The organism is Tabrizicola soli (assembly GCF_015999335.1).
In the GTDB taxonomy this organism is placed as follows: domain Bacteria; phylum Pseudomonadota; class Alphaproteobacteria; order Rhodobacterales; family Rhodobacteraceae; genus Tabrizicola; species Tabrizicola soli.
Map to the genome: position 1 here is coordinate 1 of NZ_JAEACP010000036.1, position 25489 is coordinate 25489.

The 25489-nt window shown below is 67.2% G+C and carries 31 protein-coding genes; 9 read left to right on the forward strand and 22 right to left on the reverse strand.

Going from position 1 to position 25489, the window contains the following annotated elements:
• Positions 1-1963, reverse strand: a 1963-nt coding sequence (locus I7S92_RS21990; protein ID WP_197647655.1) for a phage tail protein, incomplete at its 3' end; no start/stop codon positions are given.
• Positions 1964-1978: 15 nt separating this feature from the next.
• Positions 1979-2386: a DUF6950 family protein gene (locus tag I7S92_RS21995; protein WP_197647656.1), complete on the reverse strand. Its 408-nt coding sequence runs from the start codon at positions 2384-2386 to the stop codon at positions 1979-1981.
• 175 nt (positions 2387-2561) lie between these two features.
• On the opposite strand from I7S92_RS21995, the gene I7S92_RS22000 reads away from it, so the two are divergent.
• Positions 2562-3407: a hypothetical protein gene (locus tag I7S92_RS22000; protein ID WP_197647657.1), complete on the forward strand. Its 846-nt coding sequence runs from the start codon at positions 2562-2564 to the stop codon at positions 3405-3407.
• A 25-nt stretch (positions 3408-3432) separates the two neighbouring features.
• On the opposite strand, the gene I7S92_RS22005 is transcribed toward I7S92_RS22000, so the two are convergent.
• Genes I7S92_RS22005 through I7S92_RS22015 form a run of 3 tightly spaced genes read right to left on the reverse strand, consistent with a single transcriptional unit; the run spans position 3433 to position 7083 of the window.
• Positions 3433-3993 (reverse strand): hypothetical protein, encoded by a 561-nt coding sequence (locus I7S92_RS22005; protein ID WP_197647658.1) that lies wholly within the window; start codon positions 3991-3993, stop codon positions 3433-3435.
• Positions 3990-4583 carry a hypothetical protein gene (locus I7S92_RS22010; RefSeq protein ID WP_206761152.1) on the reverse strand — a complete coding sequence of 198 codons (594 nt, stop codon included), beginning with the start codon at positions 4581-4583 and terminating at the stop codon, positions 3990-3992. Before I7S92_RS22010 ends, I7S92_RS22005 begins: the two co-directional genes overlap by 4 nt.
• A gap of 16 nt (positions 4584-4599) precedes the next feature.
• Complete coding sequence (locus I7S92_RS22015) at positions 4600-7083, reverse strand: phage tail tape measure C-terminal domain-containing protein (protein WP_197647659.1); 2484 nt, start codon at positions 7081-7083, stop codon at positions 4600-4602.
• Between the two features lie 44 nt (positions 7084-7127).
• On the opposite strand from I7S92_RS22015, the gene I7S92_RS22020 reads away from it, so the two are divergent.
• Together I7S92_RS22020 and I7S92_RS22025 are read left to right on the forward strand one after the other, a co-directional pair.
• Positions 7128-7409, forward strand: a complete 282-nt coding sequence (locus tag I7S92_RS22020) for a type II toxin-antitoxin system RelE/ParE family toxin (RefSeq protein WP_197647660.1) — start codon at positions 7128-7130, stop codon at positions 7407-7409.
• Positions 7410-7420: 11 nt separating this feature from the next.
• The gene (locus tag I7S92_RS22025) at positions 7421-7711 is read left to right on the forward strand and encodes a HigA family addiction module antitoxin (RefSeq protein ID WP_197647661.1); all 291 of its coding nucleotides are present in this window, start codon (positions 7421-7423) and stop codon (positions 7709-7711) included.
• On the opposite strand, the gene I7S92_RS22030 is transcribed toward I7S92_RS22025, so the two are convergent.
• The 3 genes from I7S92_RS22030 to I7S92_RS22040 form a co-directional block, all read right to left on the reverse strand.
• Positions 7682-7861, reverse strand: a complete 180-nt coding sequence (locus I7S92_RS22030; RefSeq protein ID WP_242070349.1) for a DUF7697 family protein — start codon at positions 7859-7861, stop codon at positions 7682-7684. The genes I7S92_RS22025 and I7S92_RS22030 overlap by 30 nt on opposite strands.
• Before the next feature lie 62 nt (positions 7862-7923).
• Positions 7924-8361 (reverse strand): phage-derived protein YdaY family protein, encoded by a 438-nt coding sequence (locus tag I7S92_RS22035; protein ID WP_197647662.1) that lies wholly within the window; start codon positions 8359-8361, stop codon positions 7924-7926.
• Positions 8362-8374: 13 nt separating this feature from the next.
• Complete coding sequence (locus I7S92_RS22040; RefSeq protein WP_197647663.1) at positions 8375-9313, reverse strand: phage tail tube protein; 939 nt, start codon at positions 9311-9313, stop codon at positions 8375-8377.
• Between the two features lie 77 nt (positions 9314-9390).
• Between I7S92_RS22040 and I7S92_RS22045 the strand changes: the two genes are divergently transcribed.
• Both I7S92_RS22045 and I7S92_RS22050 read left to right on the forward strand, forming a co-directional pair.
• Positions 9391-9831 carry a thermonuclease family protein gene (locus I7S92_RS22045; protein ID WP_197647664.1) on the forward strand — a complete coding sequence of 147 codons (441 nt, stop codon included), beginning with the start codon at positions 9391-9393 and terminating at the stop codon, positions 9829-9831.
• Positions 9832-9868: 37 nt separating this feature from the next.
• A complete protein-coding gene (locus I7S92_RS22050) occupies positions 9869-10078 on the forward strand; it encodes a hypothetical protein (protein WP_197647665.1) in 210 nt (69 codons plus the stop codon).
• Between the two features lie 45 nt (positions 10079-10123).
• Here the strand turns inward: I7S92_RS22050 and I7S92_RS22055 are convergent, their stop codons facing one another.
• On the reverse strand, positions 10124-10546 hold the full coding sequence (locus I7S92_RS22055) for an acyl-CoA transferase (protein WP_197647666.1): 423 nt from the start codon (positions 10544-10546) through the stop codon (positions 10124-10126).
• A 72-nt stretch (positions 10547-10618) separates the two neighbouring features.
• On the opposite strand from I7S92_RS22055, the gene I7S92_RS22060 reads away from it, so the two are divergent.
• A complete protein-coding gene (locus I7S92_RS22060; protein ID WP_197647667.1) occupies positions 10619-11383 on the forward strand; it encodes a hypothetical protein in 765 nt (254 codons plus the stop codon).
• 14 nt (positions 11384-11397) lie between these two features.
• On the opposite strand, the gene I7S92_RS22065 is transcribed toward I7S92_RS22060, so the two are convergent.
• From I7S92_RS22065 to I7S92_RS22105, 9 genes are all read right to left on the reverse strand, one after another.
• Positions 11398-12021: a DUF6441 family protein gene (locus I7S92_RS22065; RefSeq protein ID WP_197647668.1), complete on the reverse strand. Its 624-nt coding sequence runs from the start codon at positions 12019-12021 to the stop codon at positions 11398-11400.
• Positions 12018-12332, reverse strand: coding sequence for a head-tail joining protein (locus I7S92_RS22070; protein ID WP_197647669.1), 315 nt, complete (start codon positions 12330-12332; stop codon positions 12018-12020). Before I7S92_RS22070 ends, I7S92_RS22065 begins: the two co-directional genes overlap by 4 nt.
• Positions 12333-12343: 11 nt before the next feature.
• Positions 12344-13369: a major capsid protein gene (locus tag I7S92_RS22075; protein WP_197647670.1), complete on the reverse strand. Its 1026-nt coding sequence runs from the start codon at positions 13367-13369 to the stop codon at positions 12344-12346.
• Between the two features lie 70 nt (positions 13370-13439).
• Positions 13440-13820, reverse strand: a complete 381-nt coding sequence (locus I7S92_RS22080; protein ID WP_197647671.1) for a head decoration protein — start codon at positions 13818-13820, stop codon at positions 13440-13442.
• Between the two features lie 41 nt (positions 13821-13861).
• Positions 13862-15172 carry a S49 family peptidase gene (locus I7S92_RS22085; RefSeq protein ID WP_197647682.1) on the reverse strand — a complete coding sequence of 437 codons (1311 nt, stop codon included), beginning with the start codon at positions 15170-15172 and terminating at the stop codon, positions 13862-13864.
• Positions 15172-16677: a phage portal protein gene (locus I7S92_RS22090; RefSeq protein ID WP_197647672.1), complete on the reverse strand. Its 1506-nt coding sequence runs from the start codon at positions 16675-16677 to the stop codon at positions 15172-15174. The genes I7S92_RS22085 and I7S92_RS22090 overlap by 1 nt, the downstream gene beginning before the upstream one ends.
• A gap of 2 nt (positions 16678-16679) precedes the next feature.
• Positions 16680-16892 (reverse strand): phage head-tail joining protein, encoded by a 213-nt coding sequence (locus I7S92_RS22095; RefSeq protein WP_036706918.1) that lies wholly within the window; start codon positions 16890-16892, stop codon positions 16680-16682.
• A complete protein-coding gene (locus I7S92_RS22100; protein WP_197647673.1) occupies positions 16892-18925 on the reverse strand; it encodes a phage terminase large subunit family protein in 2034 nt (677 codons plus the stop codon). Before I7S92_RS22100 ends, I7S92_RS22095 begins: the two co-directional genes overlap by 1 nt.
• Before the next feature lie 46 nt (positions 18926-18971).
• Entirely contained in the window at positions 18972-19508 is a 537-nt protein-coding gene (locus I7S92_RS22105; RefSeq protein ID WP_197647674.1) for a hypothetical protein, read from the reverse strand.
• A 228-nt stretch (positions 19509-19736) separates the two neighbouring features.
• Between I7S92_RS22105 and I7S92_RS22110 the strand changes: the two genes are divergently transcribed.
• Both I7S92_RS22110 and I7S92_RS22115 read left to right on the forward strand, forming a co-directional pair.
• The gene (locus tag I7S92_RS22110) at positions 19737-19889 is read left to right on the forward strand and encodes a hypothetical protein (protein WP_386003862.1); all 153 of its coding nucleotides are present in this window, start codon (positions 19737-19739) and stop codon (positions 19887-19889) included.
• A 96-nt stretch (positions 19890-19985) separates the two neighbouring features.
• On the forward strand, positions 19986-20546 hold the full coding sequence (locus tag I7S92_RS22115; protein WP_197647675.1) for a DUF3489 domain-containing protein: 561 nt from the start codon (positions 19986-19988) through the stop codon (positions 20544-20546).
• A gap of 33 nt (positions 20547-20579) precedes the next feature.
• On the opposite strand, the gene I7S92_RS22120 is transcribed toward I7S92_RS22115, so the two are convergent.
• Positions 20580-21761 carry a serine hydrolase domain-containing protein gene (locus tag I7S92_RS22120; RefSeq protein WP_197647676.1) on the reverse strand — a complete coding sequence of 394 codons (1182 nt, stop codon included), beginning with the start codon at positions 21759-21761 and terminating at the stop codon, positions 20580-20582.
• A 320-nt stretch (positions 21762-22081) separates the two neighbouring features.
• Between I7S92_RS22120 and I7S92_RS22125 the strand changes: the two genes are divergently transcribed.
• The gene (locus I7S92_RS22125) at positions 22082-22510 is read left to right on the forward strand and encodes a hypothetical protein (RefSeq protein ID WP_197647677.1); all 429 of its coding nucleotides are present in this window, start codon (positions 22082-22084) and stop codon (positions 22508-22510) included.
• Positions 22511-22525: 15 nt separating this feature from the next.
• On the opposite strand, the gene I7S92_RS22130 is transcribed toward I7S92_RS22125, so the two are convergent.
• The 3 genes from I7S92_RS22130 to I7S92_RS22140 all read right to left on the reverse strand — a co-directional run.
• Positions 22526-23854 (reverse strand): site-specific DNA-methyltransferase, encoded by a 1329-nt coding sequence (locus tag I7S92_RS22130; RefSeq protein WP_197647678.1) that lies wholly within the window; start codon positions 23852-23854, stop codon positions 22526-22528.
• On the reverse strand, positions 23851-25113 hold the full coding sequence (locus I7S92_RS22135; RefSeq protein ID WP_197647679.1) for a site-specific DNA-methyltransferase: 1263 nt from the start codon (positions 25111-25113) through the stop codon (positions 23851-23853). Before I7S92_RS22135 ends, I7S92_RS22130 begins: the two co-directional genes overlap by 4 nt.
• A 200-nt stretch (positions 25114-25313) precedes the next feature.
• Positions 25314-25489 (reverse strand): transposase (locus I7S92_RS22140; RefSeq protein WP_197647634.1); only part of this gene is annotated, 176 nt, incomplete at its 5' end.

Consider the following 25489-nt stretch of genomic DNA (forward strand, 5'->3'; position numbering starts at 1 on the left):
CGGAGCCTGCCACCTCGTCCATGCTGGTCGAGGTGGCCCAGGTCGCGGTCGTGGCGGCGGAATGCCGGATCACGATCCGCCCGCCGATCCGCACGTCGAGATCGGCCGAGGGCGACCATTTCAGGATGGCGAGACCGCCCGCGGTCTGGATCGTGAGGTTTTCGAGGGCAGCGGGCGGGGCGGTCAGCCCGAGGATCTCGATCTCGGCGCTGACGTAAGCCGAAGAGACCCCGATCACTGAGAGCGACTTCACCGCCACCTCCCAGCGGCCGGGCTTCACATCGCGGATTTCCCAGGCGGGCTGGTCGGTGCGGCCAAGCGTGATCCAGTCTTCCCCGGTGGAGAGGCCGTCCTTGTCGAGGATCCGCCGCGCCCGGACCTGGTAGTCGCGCACGAAGTCGGACGGCGCCTCGACCCAGGTGACGCGGATCAGGGTCCGGACCCCGGTCCCGCTCCGGGTCTCGTACATCTCTTCCGCCAGATGCGGCGTGCCGGGTGCCGGCACATCACCCGGCCCCGGCAGGCTGGTGCGTGGCGCCGCGGCATAGATCGCTTCCTCGGACGCCGACCAGTCATAGACGAGGGGCGAGGTCTCGCGCAGGACAAGTTCCGGCAGGAGCAGTGCCCCGTCGCCCGAGGCAGTCAGATCGAGGCTCACCCCCTGGACCTCGAAGGGCTTCGCCGTAAAGCCCCAGCGGGCATAGGAGAGCATCACCGTCTCGCCCACGCCGGCCCGCCAGGCCGCGAGCTTGCCGGCAAGCTTCACCGTCATCTGGCGCCGGGCGCGCTCGAGTTCGATCTTGGCCAGCCGCTGCGCCATCGCGGCGGAGATGGTGAAGGGCAAGGACAGATCGCGCCACTTCCGCTCGCCGCCATCCTCGGCGAGATAGACCTCGCTCATGTAGGCCGGGAAGTCGTCGGGCTGCCAATCGTTCTCCGGGCTCACGAACTGGCCGCGCACGGCGTTGAAGTTCTCCGACTGGCTGACCCGGGTCGCAAGCACCAGCCCGCCCGCGCGGACATCATCGGCGCCGAGCGTGATCTCGGGCAGCCGGTACGCCCCGGCGTGGATTCGCCAGGTGCCGCCCTGCACCGCCGCCCGCCCGGCCATGGCGGAGAGGAGGCCCTCGATGATCGCCTTCGGGGGTTCCGACAGCGAGACGACACCGTTGCAGCTGTAGCGCCGCTCCGTGCCGCCCGAGGCCAGTGGCACTGTCTCGTCGCAGATGTTGGCGGCCTCGATCAGGCTCTCGCGCTCCACCCCGTCCCCCGCGCCGATCTCGGCCCCGATGCCGAAGGTGGAATGGGCGAGGTAATCGGCGAGGCAGAGCGCCGGGTTCTCCGAATAGCCGCGAGCTCCCGTCCGCGGATCGAGAATGTCGTCCTTGCCCTCGATGTCCACGGTGATGTTCGGGATCCCGCCCGGGAAGGCATCCGGGTCATAGGTCAGCCGCAGATAGAGCGCGGCGCAGCCCGCCAGCCGATGCGCCGCGGTCCATTTGTCCGGAACATTCGCCATCAGGCTGGCAAAGGCCGCCTGATCCTCGGCCCCGAGGCGCTTCTCCAGCGTGATCTTGCCCGCCCAGCGGCCCTGCACGAGGCCGCCCGCGCTCACCGCCATCTCGCCATCGAACCAGACCGCCCCGATCGATCTGACCCGATGCGCGGCGAGCACGATCACCAGGTGCAGATACTGGTCCTTCGACCCAGAGGCATGCAGGAAGGTGATGACGCCACCCTTCCGCGCCCGGCCATAGACCAGATCCCGCGGCACCACCGGCTCGCGCACCGTCACGCTTCTGGCCTGCAGCGCCACCTTCGGCTTCGGCATCAGCGCCTGGGAGGCGTAGGACAGAAGGAGAGTGCCGCCGAGCCGCACCAGTGCAGCACCAATGCCGCCCGCGGCCAGGACGCCGGAGATCGCCCCGGCAATCGCCGTGACGGCAGAGACGATGAAGGGCATGGGGATGGCTTCTTTCTAGACGCGCCAGACCAGACGACAGGCGGAAAGGGGAACGAAGACGAGGCCTTCGGGCGCGATGCCCGCAGCCCGGGTGCCGAGGCAGGCGCCGAAGCCGAGGCCGGTGTTCGCCAGAACGAGATCACCCCGCTGGGCGAGATGCACCGAGGGCAAGGGTTCGCCCAGGAGATCGCGGCCCACCGCCTCGAGCGAGGACCAGCCAAGCCGCCGCATCACACGCACCGCCCCGCGCGGGGTGCTGTAGCGCCCACGCCAGAGCGCCGCCACATCATGACCGCCCGCGATGTCGCGGCGCAGGTCGAAGGCCCAGATCGCACAGTCATGCTCGCCCCAGCGGAAGGGCTGGTCTCGTGCGGCCTCGATGGCCTCCGCGAGGCGCAACTCCCATTGATCGATGCGAGGCATGGTAGTCCTCCGGAAGGGGGTGATCGGGGGAGGTCATGATGCCTGCGGGAACCGGCGCGGAGTATTGGCGCGCGGCCGGGTCCACAGGAGCGATTGGTCGACAACGATCGGCATTGCGTTCCAGGGCGCGCAAGCTAGGCTTCACCCGGATCCGTCGTTCAGCCGGGAGGTTGCCGTGGTCAGACTGTCCGTGCTCGTGCTGTCGCTTTCGATTGCAGCCCCAGTCCTCGCGCAGGTTCCCGCCCCAGAAGGCACCCCTGCGATTGCCATCGGAGAGTTCACCGGAACCGGCGATGCGGAAACCCAGGCGCTCGGCGCAGGCTTTGGCGACCTCATCCTCACCGACGCCGTGCAGATGCTGGACGCCAACGGCGCCTTCGCCGACTGCCCGGCCATTTTCGTGGAGTGGAATCGGCGCAAGGACCTTCAGGCCGAGATCGACCTGCAGCAGAGCGAGGCCTTCGATCCAGCCTCGCGGGTCACCCCGGGCCAGTTGATCGACCCTTCGATCATGATCACCGGTGCGACCAGCATCGAGGGCGGACAGGCAAGCTATGTTGTCGAGATGCGCTCCCATCCCGACGGCCAGGTGATCAAGAGCATCTCGGGCACTGCGGCCGAAGCCGCCGTCCTTGATCTCGGGCCCGAGATCGCCCGGCAGCTGCTCGACACGCTCTGCCCCAAGGGCTGGACGGCCAAGGGCGGCACCGTCGGGGGAGGTCCCGGCGTCGACATCACCGGATCTGTCGCCGCGCTGGACGCGCCCTTCGAACTGAACGGCACCTTCCAGGGCGGCACGGCCCTCTTCAGCTACAGCCCGACCGACATGGCGTCGGGCAGCGTGTCCTACACGTTCTCGGGGAGCGGCGTCACGGGAACCGGGACGGGCAGCTACACTGCGGCGCCACAGCCTGACGGAACGGTGCGCCTGGAGCAGACGACAACCGGATGCGTGGACGGCATCGCCAATTCCTGTCGGACGGTGACCGATGTCGTAACGCTGACACCGGCAAGCCAGTGACCCCTGACCTGCCTCTGCGCACTCCTCACCCCCGCCCCCAGGTCACTTCCCGGTCCTGGATCGCCGCCACATATTCGAACCCGAGATCGTCGGGGTAGAGCGCCTGCTGGCTTTCATGGGTGTAGCGCCAGCTGCGGGGCGTGTTGAGGTCGATCAGTCGGGACTCGTAGCTGATGGTGATCCGGCAGGTCTCCGCATCGTCGGTGATCTCGGGCACATCGAGACGCCCGGCGAAGGCGAGGACCGGATCGGCGACGATCTGACCCTCCGGCGTCAGAAGCCCGAGCCAGACCCGACCCGGCAGGCCCTGACGCGCCTCGGCGATGGCCAGCTGCACCAGGTACGGCGGGATGCCGGAGAGCGAGACCGAGGTGCCACCCGCCACCACCTCGGAGGTCTCCTCGATGGAGCCGAGGCCCAGGAGCGCGCCCGCGCCAGACCAGCTTTCCCCGGCCCAGCCGATCTCGCCGAGGCCCGACCAGAGCCGCAGCGGTCCGGAGGCGAAGTGACCCTCGAAGAAGATCACCGGGCGAAGATCGCGACCGGCCAGTGCCGCGGCGAAGTCGGGGGTCAGATCGCGGCTCATAGCGCCTCCCGGGCGGCAAGGGTGAAGAGGAAGCTCTCGGCCCGGCCGATCCGGGTTGGCATTGGCGCGGTGAGGCGCAAGAGTACGGCAGGCGCCGCGATCTCCAGGGGCGTGCCATCCTCGGGCGCGGACCGGAGCCGCGGCACGAAGCCGAGCGTCGCCATACCCGCCTCGTCGGTGATGACATCCGCCGTCAGCTGATGGAGCCGGGTCTGGGCGGCCGAGCCCAGAGAGAAGAAGTCCCCGGCAAGGAGCGGCGTCGAGAAGGGCGGCCATCCGGCGGTGATGAGCTGATTGCCGGTCTGGAAGCCGCCTGCGACCTGGGGCGCGAGCGTGCTTCCCGGTTGCCGGATGGTCGGGTCACGGAACAGGAACCGCCCGCGCGGGCCGCCGAGGGCGGTGAGGAAGGCCGAGAGGCGGCGGCCGTCGCGACCGGTGGTGCGCGCCATCTCTATCGCATAGTCCCACCATTCCCCGCCCCAGTCCTGGACTTCCTCGGTCCCGGTGAAGGGCGAGGCCGCCACGGCCGTGGCGGTGACGAGGCGGCGTTCCAGCGTCTGCACCAGGGTCAGCGGCAGTTCCGGGATCATCGCTCAACCTCTCCGTTCACAGCGCATGGCCGCGCCGCCGCCCATCGGCGACGCTGGCGCGGGCTAGACGCGCAATCTCTGGGATCGCGGCGCGCAGCTTCGCGTCGATCTGCTCGGCAACCCCGGCTTGCGCGCCGCGGGCATCGATGCTGATCGTGATGCCACCCGCACCGGCGAGACCACCAGCACGACCCAAGCCGCTGGCCACCTCGGCCCGGGACAAGACCCGCTCCCCGCGCTGCAGGATCGCGGGCACCTCGTCGGGCCGGAGTCCGGCCCAGCCGCCGGAATGCAGCCGGGGCGCGCCGGCAAAGGCCAGCGCCGGCACCATGCGGCCCGGGCCGGGGGGGCCGACCATGCCGCCCGCATGCTTGACCGGGGCGAAGATCCCGCCGAGGCCTTTCGAGAGCCAATCGGCAAGCGGGCCGAGCACCGAGGTCCGGAAGGTGAGCGTCGCCAGATCGGCCAGGATCGAGGAGACCAGCCCCTTGAAGTCGAACTTGCCGGTGGTGACGAAGGTCCGGAAGGCGTTCTCGGCCGAGGTGAAGGCCGAGACCAGCGTCTCGCCGAGGCCCTTGCCCCAGTCCATCGCGCCCTTGGCATAGTCGGCCAGGGTCTTTGTCACGGCTTGCCAGCCGGTGGCCGCCTCTTCCGCCGCCTTCTTCGCCGCCGTACCCGCGCCCCCGGCCGCGCGGCCCGCATCGTCAAAGCCATCCGCGAGCGCGCCGGCCGCGTCTGCCGCGCCGTCGAGTGCCGCTTCGCCCTCGCTGCCCGCGCCGGTCATCGCATCCTTCAGCGCCTGCCAGCTGGCCAGCGGCCGACCCGCAGCATCGGCAAGCATCCCTGCGGCCTCGCGGTAGCCTGCCGCCGTGGTGCGGGCATCATCGGCCATCGCCCCGAGGCCGAGATCGGGCGGTTCCAGATAGGTCCGTGCCATCGCGGCCGAGAAGGCTTCCGCCGCCGCGGTGCCTGCAGCGGTTGCCGCGCCTGCGAACGGATTGCCGATCCGGCCCAGTTCCACCGGGTCGAGCGTGCCGATCCGCACCCCGCCTTCCCCCGTGGCCCAGTCCGGCAGGAGGGCCAGCGCCGCGTTCAGCCCCTCGATGAAGCCGTTGATCCGGGTGACGACGCCGTTCAGCATCGCCTCGACGCCGGAGATCAGCCCGTTCGCGGCCTGGAAGGCGAAGTCGCCGATGGCTCCGGGCAGACTGCCCCAGATCGCCACAGCGGCGTCATAGGCGCCCTGGAAGATCGCCGCCGTCCGGTCGCCGAAGCTGACGACACCGGCGATCGTGCCCTCCAGCGCCGTGAGACCGGCCGCCTTCAGCCCCTCCCATCCGGCCGCCATGCGGGCAAGTGCGGCGTCCAGTGCGAGACCCATGCGTGACCAGACCTCCCGCGCCAGATCCCCGAGCAACCGGAATGCCTCGCCGACACCGCCGACCCGGGCGACGAGCTGGGTGAACTGGTAGACGAGTTCCCCCGCTCCGACGATCAGCGCCCCTATGCCGGTGCGGATCAGCGCGCCGCGCAGGAAGACGAGAGCGGTGGCAAGGCCGCGGACGGAGAGTGCCGCCGCCGCGACGCCCACGACCCAGCGTCCCGCCATCACCGCGGCGAAGGTTGCGGCATAGCTGGCCAGGCGGCCGAGGTTGCCGACCAGCGCATCGATCGCCGTCCGCAGGATGCCGCCGTCGGAGGCCAGCGCGACGAAGGCCTTGGCCAGCGCCTCGACGGTCGGGGCCACTGCCACGGCGATGCGGTTGCGCAGGCCCTCGAAGACCAGCGACACGCTGCCCAGTGCGGCTTGCGTGCGCCGCAGCGCATCCAGCGCATCGCCGTCCAGCACCGCGCCGAGATCGGAGGCCTGGTCGCCGAGCCGGGCCATCTCCGCCCCGCCACTCCGCAGGAGCGGCAGAAGGCGGGTGGCATCGGAGGCCATCGCCTCGAGATGGAAGGTCATCTCCTGCTGGCTCAGGCCCGCCCGCTCCAGCGTGTCGACGTAAAGCTGCAGCGCCTCAGGCCCCGAGAGCCGCGCGAACTGATCGGCGGTGACGCCCACGCGCGGTGCGACGGTCTCGAAGAAGTCCTTCATCGGCCCGCCGCCGGTCTGCAGGAAGTCCCCGACCCGGTCGTTCACGTCCTTCAGGATATCGGCAAGCTTCTCCTGCTCGATCCCGACCGTCCGGGCCCCGGCTGACCAGCGCTGCAGCGCTTCCGGCGTGGCATTGGCCACTTGCGCAAACTGCCGGATCTGCGCCGCACTCTCGGCCGTGGAGCGGACGATCAGGCCGAGGGAAGCCGTGGCGGCAGCCGCGGCAGCGCCAAGGGCCAGACCGGCGCGGCGGGCAAAGCTCGCCAGCCGGGTGTTCGCCAGTTCCATCTCGCGGCTGAGGCGGCCGAAGCCCTTCGCACCGGCCTCGCCGACGCCCTCCAGTTCGGCGCGCACCTGGCGGCCGCCCACGGCGGCAAGGCGGACGGAGACGCGTTTCTCGGCCATGGGGGAGTCCTTGATTTATGTATCATGGCGTGATACATGGGGGCATGATCATCAGCACGCGTGGAAAGCTTGCCGCCGCTGCGGTCCAGGACAGCTTCGGCAAGGGCTTTCCGGCTGATCTGGTCAGACGGACGCGCGCCATGCTCTCGGCACTGGACGCGGCCATGCAGCTTGAAGACCTGCGCTTTCCGGCGGGCAACCATCTGGAAGCCTTGAGCGGGGATCGCGCAGGGCAGCATTCGGTGCGCATCAACGGCCAGTGGCGCATCTGTTTCGTCTGGACCGATCAGGGTCCGCAGGATGTCGAGATCGTGGACTACCACTGAAAGGAATGACGATGAGCCTGATCACCAACCCCTCCCATCCGGGCGAAGTCCTGCACGAGCTCTATCTTCTTCCCCTCGAGATGAGCGCGCCCGCCCTTGCCCGGCACCTGCAGGTTCCGCGTACCCGGATCGAACGGCTGGTCAAGGGCGAGACAGCGCTGACTGCGGACACGGCGATGCGGCTGGCCACCTATTTCGGCACCACACCGGAATACTGGATGAACCTGCAGCGGGCCTGGGATCTGGCCCGCGCCCGCGAGACCGTCGACGTCTCAGGGATCGTGCCCCTGCAGGCTGCCTGATCGCAGCTGCTCGTTGAGCTTCCGCACCATCACCGCCTCGATCTCGGGCAGGAGTTCGGCAATGGCGGGTGAGGAGATGCCGAGAGCGGCGCCCAAGGCCAGGGCCGCCCCCATGTCCCAGCCGATCACCGCGCCGGGGAGGACGCGCAACTGCCCGCCGAGGCGCTGGACCAGATCCCAGACCTGCGCGCCGTCCAGCGTCCGCGGCTGGTTCAGCCGTGCGGGGCAGTCGGGACAGGTTGTTCCGCAGGCCGCGCAGTAGCCTTCGCCCCCGCCGAAGACCCAGTCGGCGAGGGCGCAGAGCCGTTTTTTTCCGCGTCCAGCAGGAGCGCCTTCGCGACATAGGACGTCTGGAACGCCTCGAAGGCGGGCCAGAGGTCGAGAAGCGCGTCGATCGCCTCGGGGCTGACCGGCAAGGGCTTACCCTCGGCATCGCCGATCCCCTCCCAGTCGAGGATCGCGCGCCGGGCCAGCGCCTTTGCCATGGCGAGCGCGGCTTCCTCGGTTGCCGCCCCTTCGGGCAGACCGGCAATCGTGGGATCGCCGCGCGCCGCGACCATCAGCGCGGTGGTGAGCGGGCGCAGCTTCACGCGCACGCCGGGAATGAGGTCGCACCAGGACGGTGCATTGGTCAGATCGAGGGTCAGCATGACGGGGGACTTCTCAATAGGTTGCGACAGAGTTGACGAGGGTGGCGGTGCACATCCGGCCGGTGGTCTCGGCCCGGGCGGCCTGCCAGTCGAAGCTGGCCTGGATCCCTTGCGGGCCCGGGATCTCGATCCGGGGCCGCGGCAGGTAGACGGCATGGGCGGTGAAGCTGAAGCTCTCGCCCGTGGGCAGGCTGTAGGCGAAGCCGATCTCGCAGGGATCGCCGGTCTGCGCCTGTGCCACCAGGGTCTGGTCGGCAAAGCGAACCTCGATCCGCCCCGTGAGGGCGGCGATGGAGGGATCGGCCCCGTCGATCTTGCCGTCCGCGCGGATGGTCTCGATCCGGTCGAGGTTGTTGGCATAGGTCACCTCGGCCGAGACCACATTGCCAAGCGCCACGCCATCACGGCTGATCGCGCCGTTGAAGTGCCCGAACCGCAGGAGGGACAGCTCCTCCGGCGTGCCAGCCCCGCTCGCGGCGGCAATGGTCTCGCCCTGCGCCACCAGCCGGGCCGTGGCGGTGAGGAGGCCCGAGCGTTGCACCTGCCAGCTGAGCTGGTCCAGGACGCAGCCGGAGTACATCGCATAACGCGGCACCTCCGGCATGCCGGTCTCGATCGACATCGACGGCAGGGTCCAGCTCCCCGAGCGGAACTCGTGGGTATATGGCCCCGTGCCCGTGGTGACCGGATCGCCGAAGGCCGCCTTCAGCCAGAAGCCGAAGGCCTCGGCATCGATCGGCACCACCACATCGCCATCCGCCGTCACCGCATCCTTGACCGGGGCCAGGGGATCGCGGCCGTAGCCCAGAAGCTCGCTCGACAGAAGCGGTTGTTCCGAGCCGAGCGTGGTGCTGGCAAAGGGCATCCGGGTGAAGCCGCTCGCGGGCGGGGTGCCATAGGTGGTCTCGAACGCAAGCGCCATCTGCGCCCGCGCGCCTTGCGCACGTGCCATCGGGTCTCTCCTCTTTCCTGATCTCTCTGGTCGTGGCCGTCTTGCGGCGCCGCCTCGATCCGCGCCATCATGGCCGCATGACCGAACAATTTCCTGCTCCGCGGCTGCAGCGCCGCCTTCGTCCCGCTCTTGCCCTGCTCGTGGCCCTTGCGGTTTCCCTGATCCTGCTGGTCGCCCCGGGCGCCCGGGCCGAGGAGGCTCCCGTCCTCGATGCCAGGGTCAGCAAGATCCTCGACGGCGATACCTTCACCCTCAGTGGCCAATCCCGCCGCATCCGGGTCTGGGGCCTCGATGCGCCGGAATGGAACCATCAGGGCGGATCCGCCGCCACCGCCACGCTGCGCCGGCTCATCTCCGGCAAGCATCTGCGCTGCGCCATTCTCGACATCGACCGCTACGGGCGCTTCGTAGCCCAGTGCTTCCTGCCCGATGGCAGGGACATCGCTGCCGAGATGATCCGCTCAGGCGTGGCAACCGAGTACTGCCGCTATTCTCGCGGCTTCTACGGAACCTGCTAAGGGGTCGGTATTTCGGCCAGAAGGAGGGGGCCGCACCGTGATCGAAGCTATTCTTTTTCTGATCTTCGGGCTGGTCGTCTTCTATTTCAGCATCTGGATCCTGATCCTGCTGCCCGCCGAAATGGCAGAAGCGCGGGGTCGCAGTGCCGTCCGGTGGATCCTGGTCAGCCTCTTCTTCTCGCCTGGTCTGGCAATCTTTCTGCTGTGGTGGCTGGGCGACAATCCATACCGGGAAGACGACCAGTAGAGCGACTAACCCACAGTCTGAGGCAGCAAGTCCAGGACGCGGGGATCAGGCCAGAGGCCCGGTCGTGGTGTAGTGCAGGACGACGGCGATCACCGCCGCCTTCAATGCCGCGGCGCCCTCGACCGGCAGGTCGACCGAGGCCGGGGCCTCCGGTTCGACCCAGTCACAGAGGCCACCGAGCGTGCGGTCAGCTTCCAGCGTCGAGCCGATGCCGGCGATCAGGTCATCGAAGGTGCTGGCCCGGCCGGTGCCCGCCTGGACGACGACCTCCAGCTCGGTGCGGTGCTGGTAGTGATAGCGCAGCGGCGACAGCGTCACCTCCGGCTCGCCCGGCTGGCCGTCGCGCAGGATGATCAGCCCCGCCGCCGGGATACGCTCGGGCAGCACCTCGTCACGCAGGGTGAGGGCGGCAAGCGGTTGCAGCCGCGCGGAGAGCGCGGCGAGGACAGTTTCGCGGGCGGTTGGCATCAGAAGCTTTACCTTTTTTTCTCAGTGCGTAGCTTAGCGGTCAAGTGGCGCGTCACCGAGAGGTTCAGTTTGATGTTTCTCGCACAGTTGGTTGCAGCAGCCGTTTGGGCCGTCGTCGGGATTCTTTTGTGGGTTCCGATGATTGTAAGGGTTTTCGCCTTACAAACCGGTTTGCTGTTGGTGGCGGCACTCACCGACACCGATACGAGTAGATTTGACAAGATTTTTGACCAAACAATGAAGTTCTATTCAAACGGCTTTGCTCGGATTTTTCAATCGGGCACTACTAACGGAAGTTCTGCCGCGGGCGATATCGAACTTGGGAAGGCATTCAGTGAGATTGCGTGGGCAACGATATTTTACCTTCTAAGCCTTGTTGCATATCAAGCTATCTGGAATGGGAGTTTTGACTTCCCAAGCCTTGCTTTTGGCTCTGCCGATTCTGATCCTATTTTCGTATCGTATGCGAACGCGTCGGCGGTTCAGGATTTTGATTACAGAGCTGGCATCCTATCAGGGAGCCAGCCTGCTCGGGTCCGTTTCAGTGTGCTGCGAGTGAGTGCACCGTCCGAAGATAGTCCCAACGTGCGCCTCAAAATTAGAGTTTGCAACGTCGGCTCAAATACTTTGGGAATGAACCTTGACCTGTACTTCACTGACACCGCTAGTCAGACCATTCAGTGGCGTCCGATCGAACTAAACGAAGTTGATCCTGGAGCATGCAGGGAGGAACTGTTCTCGCAAGTTGGAGATCGCCGTTGGAGAGAGATAAACTTCGGCTCTGGTGACTTCACGTTCAGATTTGACGACAAGCTTACTCGAGTGCGTGCGCAGTGATCGTGTTGGCAATGCTAATGTCTCTTCCACCCCGCGACGATCCTCCCCGGCACACCGTCGATGGCCCGTTCCGCATCCCGCGCCAGGTCCAGCCGCTTCGGCAGCTTGACCTGCGGCACGAGGAGGAAGATCGGCACGGTTGTCAGCCCGCGGCCGGTCTTGGCCCGTGACGCCACGGCGCGCCCCTTGCTGTTCAGTCGTCCCTCCGCGACCAGGAGGCTCGGACTCCTGCGCCGGTAGATGAACCGCAAGCGCAGGCCGGTGCGGCGTTCCCATTCGCCTGGGGTGATGCGGCCGCCAGGAGTGGATTTGCCTGCGGCCGGGGTGGGGATGGCCAACCAGAACCCGTTGCGTGACCGGATCAGCGGCCCTGTGTCATGCGCGCCGACGATCACCGGGGCGTTCGACCAGACCAGCGCCGCCGCGTTCAGGCTGTCGCCGCCCTTGGGATATGTCGCGAGCCGGATCGAGTTGCCAAGCCGGGTGCCGAGGCCTGCTGCGGTGATCTGGCCGCGCCAGGCGGATTTGAGGCCCGCGCCTGCCTCGCGCATGGCGGTGGTGACGGCCTTTTCACCGGCAGCGATTTCCGCCTGCATCATCGCGACGATGTCAGGATCGATGGTGAGCTTCAGTTTCATGCTGGCCTCAGGTCCAGCGTCCAGATCAGCCGTTCCCGGTCGCGCAGCGGTTCTCCCTGGATCACATGGCTGTCGGCGCCGATGACGATTACGTCGCCCGAGCGCGGGGTGGGCAGGTCGGCCACGCGCACGTCGACCACCGTCGTGTCGCTGACAAAGCGCCCAGCACCGAAGTCGGTGATGCGATCCGGTGCGCGGCGGATGACGCGGATCGGGCGTTCCTCGGATGTGGTGGCCGAGATCCAGAGCGCCGGGGTCGCCATGGAGGCATGGGTGAAGATGCGATCCAGGGCTGCGGCAAAGACGGACATCGGTGCGCCCGTCAGTTCGAGCTGTGGATCCGTACGGCGAGGCGGGGCCGTTTGTTGACCGGCAGGATCGAGGCCTCGGTCATCACGTCGATCCAGCGGCCCTTCTCGTCGAGATGCTGGCGGGCGTAGAGCGGCAGGCCGATGGTGTTGGCGGTTTCCAGCAGGTTGGCCGGGCCGCCATAGGTGGTGAAGGTGTCCATCGTGCCGAGCGGGAAGGCGATGCCCTCGTTTGCCGGGACAAGCCGTTCGGTGGCCTTGGTCGAAAGGGTCACCGTGGCGGAATACTCCTCGAACAGGATGCCGCCGAAGGGGAAGTTGCGGCGCACATCCTCGCGTAGGGGCTGCGCGCCGGTGGCAGCGTAGAACTTGTATGCCTCCTCGGTCTTCGGATGCGCGATCAGCTTGTCGAAGAATTCGCGGCTGACGAGAGCATGCACGCTGGTCATGGCCTCGCCCAGGAGGTTGTCCTCGATGGCGCGCAGCACCTCGCGGACCTTGCCCTGCACGTTCGTTCCGGCAGTGCCCAACACGAAGTCCACAGAGATCTGCGCCAGGCCGAATTCGGTGAAGTAGTCGTAGAGGGTGGTCCCGGCCCCGTCCTTCACGATGCCGCGCAGCGCGTTCATCTCCATGTATTCGCGGGTCTGGGCGTGCTTCCGGCGCATGAGCATGAGCTTGCGGTTCATCACCTCGACAAGCGGATCGGCCGCGTCGAAGGCGCCGCCCAGCGCTGGCTGTCCCTGGATGTCGGCGGGGAGGACCACGTCGTCATGCGGGATCCACGGCAGGGCGAAGGACCGCATCGAGCGTCCCTCGCGCGTGCCGACGGTGGCCGGGCCGCCGAGGGGGACGGAGGGCAGAAGGCTGAGGACGCCTTCATACTGTTCGATGATGACGGACCGCTGACTGACCCCTTCGAAACGGAAGAGGCCGATCTGGGCGAGGCGGGTGTAGAGGTTGGGCAGGATGTTGATGGCCTGCGTCATCTCGGCCAGCGAATAGCCGCCAGCATCGAAGGGATTGCGGACGAGGGTCATAGTGGGACTCCGGGGGGATATGAAGGAATGGGCGAGGCCAACGGGTCAGGCGGCCGGTCGAGGCTGCGCGTCAGACGCCGTCGCGGGCGATGATGCCTGCGGCTGCCAGCTGGCCGATCTTGGTGGTGATCTTGGCCGCGTCGTCGACGGTGGCGTCGTAGGCGAGCTCTGCGCGCGAGACGATTGCCGGGCCGCGGACCAGAACGATACCGGTGGCGTCCGCGAGCGTGGCATCGACGGCATAGAGCAGCACGGCCGTCGCGGCCTCTGCGCCATCGGTGCCCGCGGCCGTCGAGAGGGTGTACTTGCCGCTGGCCGTGACTCTCCCCAGCACCGATCCGACCGGATAGGGCATGCCGGCGAGCAGCGTCACCACCTCGCGGGTATAGTTCGGGTTGACCTCGTATTTGAGGACATCGCCCATGCTGGGCGGTTCCGTCAGGACGGGCATGGTTCAGTCTCCACAATGTTGGGGGATGGATTGCGCCGGGATCAGCGCGAGGCAGCGGCCGATTTCTTCGCGGCGGCGACGATGGGGCTTTCCTTCGCACCCGCCGCGGGGGCGGTGGCGATGATGCCCGCGGCATCGCTGCGGGCGGCGAGATCGGCCAGGACCTTGACGCGCAGGGCTTCGGGCTTCACGCCCTTGGCGACCGCATCGGCTGCATCGATCTGTATGCCGAGGCGCGCGGCCTGCGCGCAGACCTGCGCGACTTCGGCCGCCTCGGCGCGGATCGCTTCGGGCGACATCGCGGCCGCCGCGCTTTGCGACGGCGCGACTGCCGCGGGCGCGGCAGGTTCCGGCGGGGTGCTGGCGGCAGGCGCGGCCGCAGGCTGCGCATGATCTTCGGGAGCAGAGGTCATCATCGGGCCCTTTCCTTTTGGGGTGGATGTGCCGCGGGGTGCGGCGGCGAAGGTTCGGAACGCGGTGACCGGATCGGCCAGCTCATCGGCGAGACCGGCGAAGACTGCCGCCTCCCCACGGAACACGGCGGCCTCGGTGCCCAGCGCCTGCAGCGTGTCCAAGCGCCGGCCACGACCTTCGGCGACGGTTTCGGCGAAGAGCTGGCGCAGGTCCTCCAACTCGCCTGCGATCCGGTCGCGGACGGCCTCGGGCAGGGGCTGATAAGGGTTCGCATCGACCTTGCGCGCGCCTGCATGGATAAGCGTGACGGCGATGCCCTTCTGATCAAGCGCCCCGCTCATGTCGCTGTGCATCGCCACGACGCCGATGCTGCCGACCGCACCGGTGCGCGGCAGGATGATCCGATCGGCCTGCGAGGCCAGCGCATAGGCGGCCGAGAGGGCGTGATCGGCGACGAAGGCATGGACTGGCTTGACCTGACGCGCGGCGCGGATGCGGTCGGCGAGGTCGAAGGCCCCCGCGACCTCGCCGCCGAAGCTGTCGATGTCGAGGGCTATGCCACGGATCGCCGGGTCCAAAAGAGCAGCCTGCAGCTGCGCCGCGATCCCTTCGTAGGATGTCAGCCCCGAGGATTGACCGATCCACGCCCCGCGATGCACCAGCGTTCCGGCGATTTCGATGACCGCGATCCCCTCGACGACGGCGAAGGGCTGGTCGCCATTCCTTGCCTGGCGGTTGGTCAGGTCGTCGCCAAAGAGCGACGCCCGGGCGGGCAGAGTGGCTGCATGCTCATCATCGGCCATGATCTCCAGCCCCTCGACGCTGATTTCTCTGCCGGTGATCCGCGGACCAAGGCCGGTAAGGAAGGCCAGCGCCTTGGCGGGATCGACCATCAGGGGCGTGTTGAACACGCGCTGGGCGATCTGCGTGTGATGCATCATGCGTCCTCCGCGTGCCGGGGTTCCCGGTCCTCGCCGTCGTCGTTCTCGCGCTGGTCCTGCTTGTCAGGGTCCGTTTCGTCGCCCTGATCCTCGCTGCCGCCACCGGCTGGCTGCGCCGGGGATCCCGGCCGCCGGAAGTCGAGGCCCAGCGCGGCCTCGCGTTTGCGTTCCGCGGCGATTTCCCGGTCGACCTGTTCGGCGTCATAGCCGCGTTCGGCGATGGCCTGCGTGCGGGATTTCAGGCCTGCTTCGATCTGCAGGATTTCGGCCGCGGCATCCTTGGCCGGGTCGATCCAGTCCCACTTGGTGGGGAGCCAGTCGCAGGCGAGGTATTGCCGCCGGTCGGTCGTATAGCCCGGCAGATCGATGGCCCCTGCCAGCACGGCCGTGTCCATCCAGCGCGTCCAGACGGCGCGGCAGAGCTGGTAGACGATGACCGAATGCTGGAAGGCCGAGATGCGGCGACGGAAGTCCACGAGCGCGATGCGCGTGTTGGAGAAGTTCCCTTTCGCCGTGTCGCCGGTCAGATAGCCATAGGGCACGCCCAGCGCCGCGCCGATCTGCAGAAGCGTGCGGTACTGGAACGGCTCGTAAGTGCTGCCCGAGTCCGGCGTTGATGGCGTGGTGACATCCTCGCCCGGGTCAAGCCGCACCACCTGTCCGGGTTCCACCTCGAGGTCGTCCTCGGCCGGGTCGAGGGCGGTTTCCGGGGCGGGCGACGTGATGAACATCGCAAACATCGCCGCGGTCTTCTTCCGCTCCAGTTCGGCGTCGTCGTAGAGGTCGAGGGTGAACAGCTTCACCACGGCCGCGGCAAAGCGCGACACGCCGCGCAGCTGGCCTGCCTCCACGGGGTCGAGGATATGGATCACCTCGGACGCGGGTACGCGCGCCGTCTCGCCCGCCAGCCCCGGATCGATCATGTCACCCGGATGGCGGCGCAGGAAGTGGTAGGCTACGCGGCGGCCGATCCCGTCGAACTCGATCCCTTGCCGGATCGACCCCGCACCGGGTAGCACGCGGGTCATGTCCTGGGGCAGCATTTCCGATGGCAGCATCTGCAGCTGCAGCGGCACCGTCAGTCCATCTTCGGGGCGGCGGGTGCGGATGCGCAGGAAGACTTCGCCCGCGAGGAACACTTCCCGCGCGGCCCGGCGCTGCAGGCCGAAGAAATCGGTCAAGCCTTCCGCATCCGCCTCGTCGGTCCAGGCGAGCCAGAGCTTCTGCAGCTCTTCCTTCTTCGCTGCGTCCGCGATCTTAGACGAGGGTTTGATCCCGTCGCCGACGACATGGTTGGCAAAGGCATCTACTGCGTTGGCGGCGTAGCCGTTGTTGCGGACAAGCCAGCGTGCGCGGGCCGTGATAGTCTCGCCGGAGGCGGCGATCAGCGTGTTCACATGCGCCCGGGTGGCCCGGAATCCGCGCATGCGCCGATGTGACTGCGCCGCGTCGAAGCCACCGATGATCGACCCGAGCCGCGCGCGGAAGGCGTCGAGGACCATGGTCACAGACCCTTCGTGGCGACGGTGCCCCAGCGGCGGCGACGCGGCGTGGCAGAGGCGGTGGCAATCCGTCCTTCCAGATCCCGGATCGCCGCAGCCAGTTCGGCGTCCGAGCCATAGGTCACGGTCTTTCCGTCGTAGCTGACGCTGCGCAGCCCGGCGAAGCGGGCTTCCTGCAGTGCCGTGAGCAGGGCCTGCATGCGTTCCAGATCCATCAGTCCCTCATGAAGTTCGGGGTGTAGGCCCGCCGCTTCCGGCGTGGCGTGGTCAGGGTTCCGGCCTTGGGCTGGGCCGGGTCGGGTGGTGTGGAGTCAGTCGGGATGGCTGCAGGCATGCGCGTTTCCACGCCCGCCTGTGTTTCGAGCCGCCGCCAGGTCGCCTCGTCCCACCGGTCGGCACCGAGGATCCATGCCGCGGCGCGGGCGTAGACCCGGCAGTCCAGCGCCTCGTTCCGCTCGCGCATCTTCTGCCAATCCTGGTGGGCATAGCCGCGCTTGTTGCGGATGGTGACCAGCTGTTCCGCCACCAGCTGCTTCAGCCATTCGGTGTCGGCCCAGCCGGGAAGGTGGATCGTGCCGGGGGCATCGAGCGCCCCGGTGGCGCGGTCCTCGTCCGAGGGCCGTTCGATCCGCAGGAAGCGGTAGGTCTCCGCCTTGAACGTCGCCGTGGCCACCGACCAGAGCCGCGCGCCGCGGCGCAGCCGTTTGCCGCCGATGGTCGCATCGACGAACGTCGGGCCAGAAACGGGGGCCGACCGGTTGAACCCTTCGAGGCCCTTCAGGGGCGCCACCTGTTCGAAGCCGACCTTCCGCGACCAGGCATAGACCGCCGCCGCCTCGTAGCCCGTGTCGATGCCAAGACGCGCCACGGTCATGAACGCGCCGTTTGCGTGCTGCCAGCTGCGCCCGAGCAAGGCTGTCAGCTTGTTCCAGGCGGCCGGATCGTCAGGCCCGCCTGGAATGACGATGTGATCGACAAGCCAGCTTTCCAGCCCCCGGCCCCAGGCCCAGATATCGACCTCGATGCGGTCCTTCTGCACATCTGCCCCGGCGGTCAGGAACAGCCCGGCCATCGGCACGGTTCCCGCCTTCCACGCCTCGCGCCGATCCGCCAGCCGCTGCCATTCCGGCGCGTCGCCGCTTTCGACCCATGTCTCGCCCAGAAGCGTGTTGCGCGCGGCGCGCAGCGTCTCGTCCGACCCTTGGGCCGCCAGCCATTCCCGCGCGACGTCGGACCAGCTTTTCCAGCCGAGCGGCGAATAGAGCGCCGAGAGGTGGAAGCCGATTGCCTTCGGATCCCTGGAAACCGCCGTCGCCCGCCATTCGCCGCGGGCGAGCATCTCTGTCTTGTGGTGCTCGGCGATGGGGCGCTCGCATCCCTCGCAATGGTAGGCCGCCGTTTCCGGCTTACCCTTCGCCCAGCGCAGCCGGTCGAACTGCAGCCATTGCATGGCGCCGCAATGCGGGCAGGGGACGAAGTAGCGCCGCTGGTCGGAAGCCTCGAATTCCCTCTCGATCCGGGACAGCCCCCGGATCGTCGGGGTCGAGACCATGAACACCTTGCGCCGGTGTGAGAAGGTGGTGGTCCTCGCCTCGGCCAGCGTGACCGGATCGCCTTCCTCGTCGGCCGAGGCCGGATAGGCATCGACCTCGTCGAGGAACACATAGCGCGCGGGCATCGACCGCAGGCCGGTGGCCGAGTTGGCCCCGGTCAGCACCAGGATGCCGCCGGGAAATTCCTTCGACAGCATCGAATTTCCGGCATCGCGCGACCGGGCCGGGTTCACCCGCTCGCGCAGCGCCGGACTGTCCGCGATCAGCGGGTCCAATCGGCCACGCGACGTCCGCTTTGCCAATTCCAGGCTCGGCAGCACTGCCAGCATCGGCCCCGGCGCGTGGTGGATGACAAAGCCGATCCAGTTGTTCCCGGCCTCGGTCGCGCCCACCTGCGCGGCCTTCATGAAGGTGATGCGCTGGGCGGGATGGCCAGGTGACAGCGCATCCATGATCTCGCGCAGGTACGGCGCGCGGGCGGTGCGATAGCGCCCCGGCTCGGCCGCGCCGCGCGAGGACAACCAGCGATGCTGATCCGCCCATTCCGACACGGTCAGGTTCGGATCGGGGCGCAGCCCCTGACGCCAGACCCGCAGCAGGTCTTCAGCGCCGTCGAAGCCGAGGTCGAGGTCGGCCGTCAGGTCATTGTCATCGTCCGGCCCTTCGCTTGCGCTCCGGGCATTCGTCCCTCGCAAAGGTCCACTGGACCTTTGCGTTTCTTTGTCACGAAACCGGTCCTCATCATGCAAGCGAGACCCGGAGGTCGGCGAGTGCGTCGAGCTGTTCGCGGACATGGGCTTCCAGCACCCTCTGCATGATCGCGGTCTCGATCGTCACCGATGCCCCGGATTGCCGTTCCACCTCCGCCATGATCTGCGCCGCCATCAGCGCGGCCACCCGTCCGGGCCAGGTGACCCAGACATCCCGTTCCTGCCGCGCCAGGCGAAACACCAGCGTTTCCGCCCGGGCCCGGTCGACCAGCGTGCCCTTCTTCTTCTGGACGGCCAGTTGGCGCTCCTGCGCCGCGTAAACCGTCAGCGCCGTGCGCGCCTTGATATACGAAGTCGTGTCCCCGGGGCCGCTGGCCAGCCCATCGCCACCAAGAGACCGGCGTTGCTGGTCGGGGTCCGTCATTTCCGCCCGCAGCACGTCCGAGGCCGCGGCGTTGATCGACCCGTCGTCATGGACCACTAGCCGCCCGTTCTTGCGCGCCTTCTGCACCCCGCCGCGGGACAGGCCGGAATGGGCTGCGTACTCGCGTTCGCTCATGCCTTTCATGGCGAGGATAATCCGATCAAGCGCATGATATCGCTTGGTATTCAGTTGATTGATGCGCGCGACAGAGCGAGTCTGATCACAAGGAAACGATGCAACTCACCGAAGGATGCCACCGCCATGACCACCCGCCGCGCCCCCGACAGTGAGACCGCTCCCGCCACCGGTTCGAGGGAGCGGTAGAACAAAGCCCCCGACGCCTTCATCGCCGCCAAGGCAGAGATCGATGTGATGCTGGAGCAGCTGAAGGCGCTCAGCGCGGACCATTTCGAATTTGATCCGGACGCCATCAACTGGGGTGCCGTCGGATCACTCAACAGCGTTGCCGCCGATCTGCGCAAGATCACTGACTTCCTCTTTGGCGAGGGTGAACACGCCGCCTGACGCGCCCACACGGCGCGACGGCCGCCCCGTCAGCACGACGGGGCTTGTCTCCGTAGAAGGCCCGCACAGCGCGCGCCCAGTGCCACGGAGGCCCCGATGACCACCCCGTCCGACACCCAGTCCCTGATCCTGTCCCGCGCCGCGACCCGGCCGGGGAACCTCGCCCTGCCTCTGCCCGAGGGGCTGGTCGGCGCCGCCGCCAATATGGTGGTCGGCAAGATGATCGCCCGCGGCTGGCTCGAGGAGGTCGAAGCCAACCTGCGGCGCGGCGAGCCGATGTGGCGCGAGACCGGCGACGGCCACGGCACCACGCTGATCGCCACCGAGGCCGGGCTGGAGGCCATCGGGATCGAGCCGGTGGTGGCGAGCGCCGTTGCCAGCGCGCGGAAGGCGAAGTCAAAGCATGAGGTGGAACGGAACCCAGACGACGCCGACACCGCGAAACACGTCGCCATCCGTGGTGGCACGAAGCAGGCGCAGATCATCGCCATGCTCCAGCGCCCCGAAGGCGCGACGGTTGCCGAGATGGTCGAGGCGACTTCTTGGCAATCGCACACAGTCCGGGGCTCGATCTCGGGCGTGCTGAAGAAGAAGCTGGGCCTGCTCATCATCGCCGAGAAGGTCGAGGGAAGGGGGACGGTTTATCGGATGGGGTGAGCTTGCGGCGGGTCCGAAGCCTCTAACCTTGCTTCATCCAAGCACCGTGGCGATTGCATCTCTCAGGGCCACGTCTCTTGGATCGGGTTCCACCCCTGTCCCCATCCGGTTCATCACATAGCCATAACCAAGCTCGATCTCAGGGTCGGCAAATGCCATCGAACCACCTGCACCGGGTGTTCCGAAGGCCGATGGCGATCCGATGGGCAAGCCGTAAAACGGCTTCATGAAGCCAAGCGAATACGAGATGTCGGTGGTAAGGCACATGTCCCTGGTCCCGCCCTCGGGCGGGATCGCCGGCGCCTTCAATGCTTCCAGCGTGTCGCGGCGGATTCCCAACCTTTTGCCGCCGGTCGCAAATTCTCCGTAGAGTTTCGCCAGCGCGCGAGCAGTCCCAACGCCACCTCCGGAAGGAACCTCCAGATCACGCGCATAGACAGTGTCCCTGTCTACGGCGATCATCGTTCCGGGGTTCACCATGGTCGAGCGGAAGACATGGCTCCAGGGGTTCAGAACCTTCGGGATCATGGCCAGAGGTAGCCCCAGTATGGAAGCCACGATGCCTGGAGTCTGTATCGGCGCGAGGCGGTCGTCCGGGATGTCTGGCGGCAAGCGGATATAGAACTCAGCCCCCAGGGGATCGGCAAGGTCCTCCTTGAGAACCTGACCAAGCGTTCGGTGTTGCGGATCCACACGTCGGATCAATTCACCTTCGTAAAAGCCCAGCGACATGATGTGATAGGCGTAGTGCTGCCCGGGTGGCCATTCCGGTCGTTCAGCCTCCATGATCCGGGCCAGTCGGTCGAAATCCGCGATGACCTCTCGATCGACCTTCTGGTGGAAGGCATGCAGCCCGGCCTGGTGGGACAGCAACTGCCGTATGGTAATCTCGGCCTTTCCGTTCCGAGCGAATTCGGGCCAGTATTCTGCAACCCGTGCCTCATAGTCGATCCAGCCGCGCGAATGGGCATAGGCCATGACAAGGCCCGCGATGCCCTTGGTAGCGGAGAAGACGACGACCATCGTATCGCTTTTCCAGGGAGCGCCAGTCGCCGGGTCGCGTAGCCCACCCCAGAGGTCGACAACCAATTCGCCGCGATGCTGCACCGCAACTGCCGCGCCGACTTCCCCGCCAGCGTCGAAATTCCTGCAGAATGCCGCGCGAACAGGTTCCCACCCGGCGGCGACGTGACCCGAAATCTCATGCTTGGTCATCTGGGCCTGCACTCCGCATGAGGCTGCAGAACAGTCTGGTCCAATCGGCGTCGACGGATCATCGATTTCGATTATTGACGGTAGGTTATTCAGGCATGGAGCGGCCACCTCCCGCAAGCCAGTTCTTTCAAACCATTGCCTCCCCGCGCCGACGCCCGATGGCGTGGTGCCGATCTCCGGATGCCCCGGCCCTGAACGCTACCGAACTCACAGATATGGTCCGGTGGCGGGCTCACACAGTTCGCGGGACGAATTCGGGCGCGCTGATGAAGCTGCTCCTTCTTGCAGTACTGCGTGGCAGGCAACTACGCTGCCGCTAAATGGAGTTGACCGCTTTGCACAAGCTATCCCATCAACAGGCCGGAACCCTCGGAGAACTGCTTGCCTTGGCGAAGCTGAACACGCTTGGGCTTGCCGCCTACATCAGTCCCGAAGGCGCGCCGGGGCACGATCTGATCGTGGTCGTCCACGGTGAGGCGAAATCCATCGAGGTAAAGACCCGACAGTTCCTGGAACGCCCCACCGAAATTACTCGTTGGCCCGTCGACCTGGGTACGAAGGGTGAAGCCGATTTCTTTCTCTTCGTGGAACTCGACCTGAGAACGATCACGCCGACCTTTTTCCTGCTGACTAACGCACAGGCTCGCGAAACTCATCGGATCAGTTCTGGAATGGGGAACTGCTATCCCGCGCATGTCCGAAAACTGGTCAAGCGGAACGATTTCGCCCCACTGCTCGCCGTTATCTAGAGGCGAGGCTCTCGATCAATCCGGACGCTTCGTTGCCTTTCTCCCCGTCGCCATCTCCCACCGTCGCACCGCGACGTCGCAGTAGACAGGGTCCAGCTCCACCGCAAAGCAGCGCCGCCCGGTGCGCTCAGCCGCGATCAGTTGGGTGCCGGAGCCGCAGAAGGGTTCGAATACCAGGTCGCCGGGGTCGGTGAAGGCTTCCAGCACCGCCTCGACCAGCGCCACCGGGAACACGGCCGGGTGCGATCCGGCCGCACCCAGCCCGCCCTTGTGACGCATGATGCGGAACACGCTGTCGGGGATGCGGTGGCTCTGGATCGCGTTGCCGAAGCCGGTCTTGCGATGGACCATGCCGTCGGCCCCGCGCAGGCCGCCGCCGCCGAGGGTCTCGCCCGCGTGCTTGCTCTCGACCGTCTTGTTCGGCTTCCGGGGCTGGCGGTTGAAGTGGAAGATGAACTCGTGCGACGGCGCCAACCGCCCGTTCCAGTCGCCGGGCAGGCCGGGCCCCTGGTCCCAGACATACCAGCCAAACCGCCGCCAGCCCTGCGCGCGCATCCAGTCGACCCAGCTGTCCCAATACGGGATCCATTCGCCATCGCGATGGACGAGGCCGAGGTTCACCAGCAGCTGGGCATCGGCGGTGACGGGCGCCGCCGCGAACACGCCCTGCATCAGCGCATCCCAATCGCCGACCTTTTCCTTCGCCGTGCCATAGTCGCGTTGCTGGGCATAAGGCGGGGAGGTGAACAGCACTGATGCCTGCGCCCCGTCCATCAGCCGCGCCACCACACCAGGGTCGGTCGCATCGCCGCAGATCAGCCGGTGATCGCCCAGCGCCCAGATGTCACCCGGCCGGGTGATCGGGTCGGCCGGGGCCTCGGGGATGGTGTCGGCAGTGTCATCGTCAATGGCCGCGCGGTCGTCGGCATCGTGCAGGAGGGCATCGAGCTCGTCCTCGGGGATCCCGATGAGCCCGAGGTCGAAGTCTTCGGCGATCAGTCCGCGCAGTTCCTCGAGCAGCAGTGCCTCGTCCCACCCGCCCAGTTCGGTCAGCTTGTTGTCTGCGATCCGATAGGCCCGGCGCTGCGCCTCGCTCAGATGCCCGAGCACGATCACCGGCGCCTCGGCCAGACCCAGCTGGGCCGCGGCCAGGACGCGGCCGTGACCCGCGATCAACTCGCCATCGGCGGCGACGAGGCAGGGGACGGTCCAGCCGAACTCGACCATGCTGGCAGCGATCTTCACCACCTGGTCGGCGTCATGGGTCTTGGCGTTCCGGGCGTAGGGGTGGAGGCGGGCCAGTGACCAGTGTTCAATCCGGCCGGGCAGGAGGGGCGCGTTCATGCGGCGAACCGCTTGGCTTTCAGGGCTGCGAAGGTTTCGCCGGTTTCCGCTAAAACAGCCTCCTGACCCGTGAAGGACTGCCAACGCTCGATGGCGACATCGACGTAGGTGGGGTTCAGTTCCACGCCGAAGCAGACCCGGCCCGTGGTCTCGGCCGCGATCAGCGTGGTGCCGGATCCCATGAACGGCTCATAGACCGCCTGGCCGGGGCTGGAGTTGTTCAGGATCGGGCGGCGCATGCATTCGACCGGCTTCTGCGTGCCGTGGACCGTGTCAGCGTCCTGATCCCGGTTGGCGATCTGCCACAGCGTCGTCTGCTTGCGGTCCCCTGCCCAGTGACCCTTGCCCTTGGTGCGGACGGCATACCAGCACGGTTCGTGCTGCCAGTGATAATCGCCACGGCTGAGGACCAGCCGATCCTTGGCCCAGATGATCTGCGACCGGATGGCGAAACCCGCGGCCGCCAGGCTGTCGGCCACGGTCCCCGCATGCAGCGCGCCATGCCAGACATAGGCGACGTCGCCTGGGAACAGCGCCCATGCCTCGCGCCAGTCGGCACGGTCGTCGTTCAGCACCTTGCCGGTGCGTTTGGTCTTCGCCGCGCCCGCCTGGTTGCGCCAGGAGGGATCATACTCCACGCCATAGGGCGGATCGGTGACCATCAGCAGGGGGCGCACATCACCCAGCAGCCGTCCGACCACATCGGCCGCGGTGCTGTCGCCGCAGATCAGCCGGTGCGCGCCCAGCTGCCAGAGGTCGCCCGGCACCGAAACCGGTGTGACTGGCAGTTCCGGAACCTCGTCCTCGCCTTCAACCGGGCCGTCTCCGCCCAGCGCCTCGGGATCCCGGAGCAATGCGTCGAGGTCATCGTCGCTGATGCCCAACAGCGTCAGGTCGAAATCCTCGGCCAAGAGCCCTGCGATCTCGTCGCGCAGGATCGCCTCATCCCATTCGCCCAGTTCCGTCAGCTTGTTGTCGGCGATCCGGTAGGCCCGGCGCTCCGCTTCATCGAGATGGCTGAGCCGGATCACCGGCACCTCGGTCAGCCCGAGCATGGTCGCAGCCAGCACGCGGCCATGGCCCGCGATCAGCTCGCCATCGTCCGCCACCATGCAGGGAACGGTCCAGCCGAACTTGGCCATACTGGCGGCGATCTTCGCCACCTGGTCGTCGCCATGCACCTTGGCATTGCGGGCATAGGGGCGCAGCCGGGCAATCGGCCAAGACTCAACCTGGCTCGGGGCAAAGACGAGGTCCATGGGATGGGGTTCGGGATGTGGGGGAGGGAAATGAAAAGCGCCCGCGAGGGGGTTCCTCCGGGCGCAATTCTTCGATGATCAAGGGGTAGGTCAATGGGGGCAGGTCTGTCAACCGGAAAAATGAAGCGGATTCAACAGCTTCTAACGAATTGGCTTCCCGTGGTGGCTCTTGGCCACCTAGGCTCCAGACTCATTGATCGTCAAAGCCAGAACATGACGGTTGCGGCGAGAGCGACGGCGGACAGGAAGGTCGTGGCGCATCTGTCGTAGCGTGTGGCGATGCGGCGCCAGTCCTTCAATCTGCCGAACATGATCTCAATCCGGTGGCGGCGGCGATAGCGCCGCTTGTCGTATCGAACTGGCTTGCCGCGGGACT

What these genes read in the sequence shown, in the direction of transcription:
- I7S92_RS21995 (WP_197647656.1), bottom strand. Translation starts at nt 2,386, where the DNA reads ATGCCTCGCATCGATCAATGGGAGTTGCGCCTCGCGGAGGCCATCGAG.
- I7S92_RS22005 (WP_197647658.1), bottom strand. Translation starts at nt 3,993, where the DNA reads ATGAGCCGCGATCTGACCCCCGACTTCGCCGCGGCACTGGCCGGTCGC.
- I7S92_RS22010 (WP_206761152.1), bottom strand. Translation starts at nt 4,583, where the DNA reads ATGATCCCGGAACTGCCGCTGACCCTGGTGCAGACGCTGGAACGCCGC.
- I7S92_RS22015 (WP_197647659.1), bottom strand. Translation starts at nt 7,083, where the DNA reads ATGGCCGAGAAACGCGTCTCCGTCCGCCTTGCCGCCGTGGGCGGCCGC.
- I7S92_RS22020 (WP_197647660.1), top strand. Translation starts at nt 7,128, where the DNA reads ATGATCATCAGCACGCGTGGAAAGCTTGCCGCCGCTGCGGTCCAGGAC.
- I7S92_RS22025 (WP_197647661.1), top strand. Translation starts at nt 7,421, where the DNA reads ATGAGCCTGATCACCAACCCCTCCCATCCGGGCGAAGTCCTGCACGAG.
- I7S92_RS22035 (WP_197647662.1), bottom strand. Translation starts at nt 8,361, where the DNA reads ATGCTGACCCTCGATCTGACCAATGCACCGTCCTGGTGCGACCTCATT.
- I7S92_RS22040 (WP_197647663.1), bottom strand. Translation starts at nt 9,313, where the DNA reads ATGGCACGTGCGCAAGGCGCGCGGGCGCAGATGGCGCTTGCGTTCGAG.
- I7S92_RS22045 (WP_197647664.1), top strand. Translation starts at nt 9,391, where the DNA reads ATGACCGAACAATTTCCTGCTCCGCGGCTGCAGCGCCGCCTTCGTCCC.
- I7S92_RS22055 (WP_197647666.1), bottom strand. Translation starts at nt 10,546, where the DNA reads ATGCCAACCGCCCGCGAAACTGTCCTCGCCGCGCTCTCCGCGCGGCTG.
- I7S92_RS22060 (WP_197647667.1), top strand. Translation starts at nt 10,619, where the DNA reads ATGTTTCTCGCACAGTTGGTTGCAGCAGCCGTTTGGGCCGTCGTCGGG.
- I7S92_RS22065 (WP_197647668.1), bottom strand. Translation starts at nt 12,021, where the DNA reads ATGAAACTGAAGCTCACCATCGATCCTGACATCGTCGCGATGATGCAG.
- I7S92_RS22070 (WP_197647669.1), bottom strand. Translation starts at nt 12,332, where the DNA reads ATGTCCGTCTTTGCCGCAGCCCTGGATCGCATCTTCACCCATGCCTCC.
- I7S92_RS22075 (WP_197647670.1), bottom strand. Translation starts at nt 13,369, where the DNA reads ATGACCCTCGTCCGCAATCCCTTCGATGCTGGCGGCTATTCGCTGGCC.
- I7S92_RS22080 (WP_197647671.1), bottom strand. Translation starts at nt 13,820, where the DNA reads ATGCCCGTCCTGACGGAACCGCCCAGCATGGGCGATGTCCTCAAATAC.
- I7S92_RS22085 (WP_197647682.1), bottom strand. Translation starts at nt 15,172, where the DNA reads ATGCATCACACGCAGATCGCCCAGCGCGTGTTCAACACGCCCCTGATG.
- I7S92_RS22090 (WP_197647672.1), bottom strand. Translation starts at nt 16,677, where the DNA reads ATGGTCCTCGACGCCTTCCGCGCGCGGCTCGGGTCGATCATCGGTGGC.
- I7S92_RS22095 (WP_036706918.1), bottom strand. Translation starts at nt 16,892, where the DNA reads ATGGATCTGGAACGCATGCAGGCCCTGCTCACGGCACTGCAGGAAGCC.
- I7S92_RS22105 (WP_197647674.1), bottom strand. Translation starts at nt 19,508, where the DNA reads ATGAAAGGCATGAGCGAACGCGAGTACGCAGCCCATTCCGGCCTGTCC.
- I7S92_RS22110 (WP_386003862.1), top strand. Translation starts at nt 19,737, where the DNA reads ATGCTGGAGCAGCTGAAGGCGCTCAGCGCGGACCATTTCGAATTTGAT.
- I7S92_RS22115 (WP_197647675.1), top strand. Translation starts at nt 19,986, where the DNA reads ATGACCACCCCGTCCGACACCCAGTCCCTGATCCTGTCCCGCGCCGCG.
- I7S92_RS22120 (WP_197647676.1), bottom strand. Translation starts at nt 21,761, where the DNA reads ATGACCAAGCATGAGATTTCGGGTCACGTCGCCGCCGGGTGGGAACCT.
- I7S92_RS22125 (WP_197647677.1), top strand. Translation starts at nt 22,082, where the DNA reads ATGGAGTTGACCGCTTTGCACAAGCTATCCCATCAACAGGCCGGAACC.
- I7S92_RS22130 (WP_197647678.1), bottom strand. Translation starts at nt 23,854, where the DNA reads ATGAACGCGCCCCTCCTGCCCGGCCGGATTGAACACTGGTCACTGGCC.
- I7S92_RS22135 (WP_197647679.1), bottom strand. Translation starts at nt 25,113, where the DNA reads ATGGACCTCGTCTTTGCCCCGAGCCAGGTTGAGTCTTGGCCGATTGCC.